Annotated in this window: 1 protein-coding gene and 1 pseudogene; one reads left to right on the top strand and one right to left on the bottom strand. The window is 64.9% G+C overall.

Going from position 1 to position 1,507, the window contains the following annotated elements; genetic code table 11:
• Positions 1–842 (top strand): annotated as a pseudogene (locus tag DBR22_RS19205) (preprotein translocase subunit SecA); the annotation flags it as partial.
• A 162-nt stretch (positions 843–1,004) separates the two neighbouring features.
• Here DBR22_RS19205 and DBR22_RS24180 read toward each other — a convergent pair.
• Positions 1,005–1,475 (bottom strand): Rv3235 family protein, encoded by a 471-nt coding sequence (locus tag DBR22_RS24180; protein WP_219928142.1) that lies wholly within the window; start codon positions 1,473–1,475, stop codon positions 1,005–1,007.
• Positions 1,476–1,507: the final 32 nt, after the last annotated feature.

Here is a 1,507-nt window from a genome sequence, read left to right as displayed (position 1 = left end):
ATGCCGAGCAGCGCAAGAACGTCCTGAAGTACGACGACGTCCTGAACCGCCAGCGCGAAGCCATTTACGGTGACCGTCGCCGCATCCTCGAGGGCGACGACCTCCACGAAAAAGTGCAGTTCTTCATCGAGGACACCATCACGGCACTGATCGACTCGGCCACCGCCGAGGGCAACGGGGACGACTGGGACTACACGCAGTTGTGGACCAACCTCAAGACCCTGTACCCCGTCAGTGTGACACCGGAAGAGATCATCGACGAAGCCGGCGGCAAGTCCCGGCTCACCGTTGAATTCCTCAAGGAAGAACTCCTGTCCGACGCCCGCGTGGTCTACCAGGCCCGCGAAGAGGCCATCGGTTCCGACAGCATGCGTGAGCTTGAACGCCGGGTGGTGCTCTCCGTAATCGGGCGCAAATGGCAGGAACACCTCTACGAGATGGACTACCTGAAGGAAGGCATCGGGCTCCGCGCGATGGCCCAGCGTGACCCTCTCGTGGAATACCAGCGCGAGGGCTTCACCATGTTCCAGTCCATGATGGAAGCCATCCGCGAGGAAAGCGTCGGATTCCTGTACAACCTCGAGGTGGAGGTCACCCCGGCCCAGGACGTCGTCGTGGCGGACGCCGCCGGAGGTCATACGGAGCATGTCGAGCCGCAGATCCGCGCTGCCGGCCTGGAAGCCCCGGAGAAGCCGGCCCAACTCCAGTACACCGCGCCCGGTGAAGACGGTGCCTCCCAGACCCGGGTGGAGGGCAGGTCCACGTCCCGGTCCGGCAATCCGGCCAAGGCTGCGGCGCAGGACGCCACCAAGCGTCCCCCGGCAAAGAAGAAGCGCCGCTGACACAACGATTCAGGCTAAGCAGTTCTGAAGCCTGGTCAGCCCTGAAAGGCGGCATATTCAGAACGGCAGAAGTCCGGAAACGGCCGAGGAAGTGCCCTGAGCGTAGGCTCCGGGCACTTCCTTCGTTTGGGCCGGGCAGCCCATCACCGAAGGTCGATTTGATCAACCCACCATGAATTCAGTGACCCGCCAGACTTGTTTGCTCCGTTCAAGCCGGACCGCCACGGCACGTGCGCGTATATCGTCGACCACTACGGCGCTGGCCTCGTAAATTCCCGGGGCGACCTCGCAGGCGCGGACGGAACGCACTATCGAGTTCCTGTGCAGCCTGGCCAGGAGGGGCGAGGCGGTGCGGGACTGCTCGCGACGGATGAGGGCAGCGCGGTGCTGCAGCGCGGCCAGGCAGCGGGGATCCAGGCGACGGGCCAACTGATGGACCGGCCGGATCCCGGCCAGGACCTCCATGGCTGCCTGCACGGTGCTGCGGGTGATGGCCAGGACCTCGGAGTTCTCATCAGCCGCACGCAACGGCGGGCCTGGTGCGGCTGGTGCCGGGAGCGGCACCCGGCGGATTGCAGCGGTGGGACCGCCTTTGGTCAAGGCAGGGCGGATCGGCGTGACTGCTGCATTCATGGGATTCCCCTTTGAGGTGCGCGGATGACGGA

Origin of the sequence: Arthrobacter sp. HMWF013 (assembly GCF_003061105.1) — a bacterium.
GTDB lineage: Bacteria > Actinomycetota > Actinomycetes > Actinomycetales > Micrococcaceae > Arthrobacter.
Note: the sequence above shows the minus strand (reverse complement) of the source record. Positions and strands in the feature narration are given on the sequence as shown.

What these genes read in the sequence shown, in the direction of transcription:
- DBR22_RS24180 (WP_219928142.1), bottom strand. Translation starts at nt 1,475, where the DNA reads ATGAATGCAGCAGTCACGCCGATCCGCCCTGCCTTGACCAAAGGCGGT.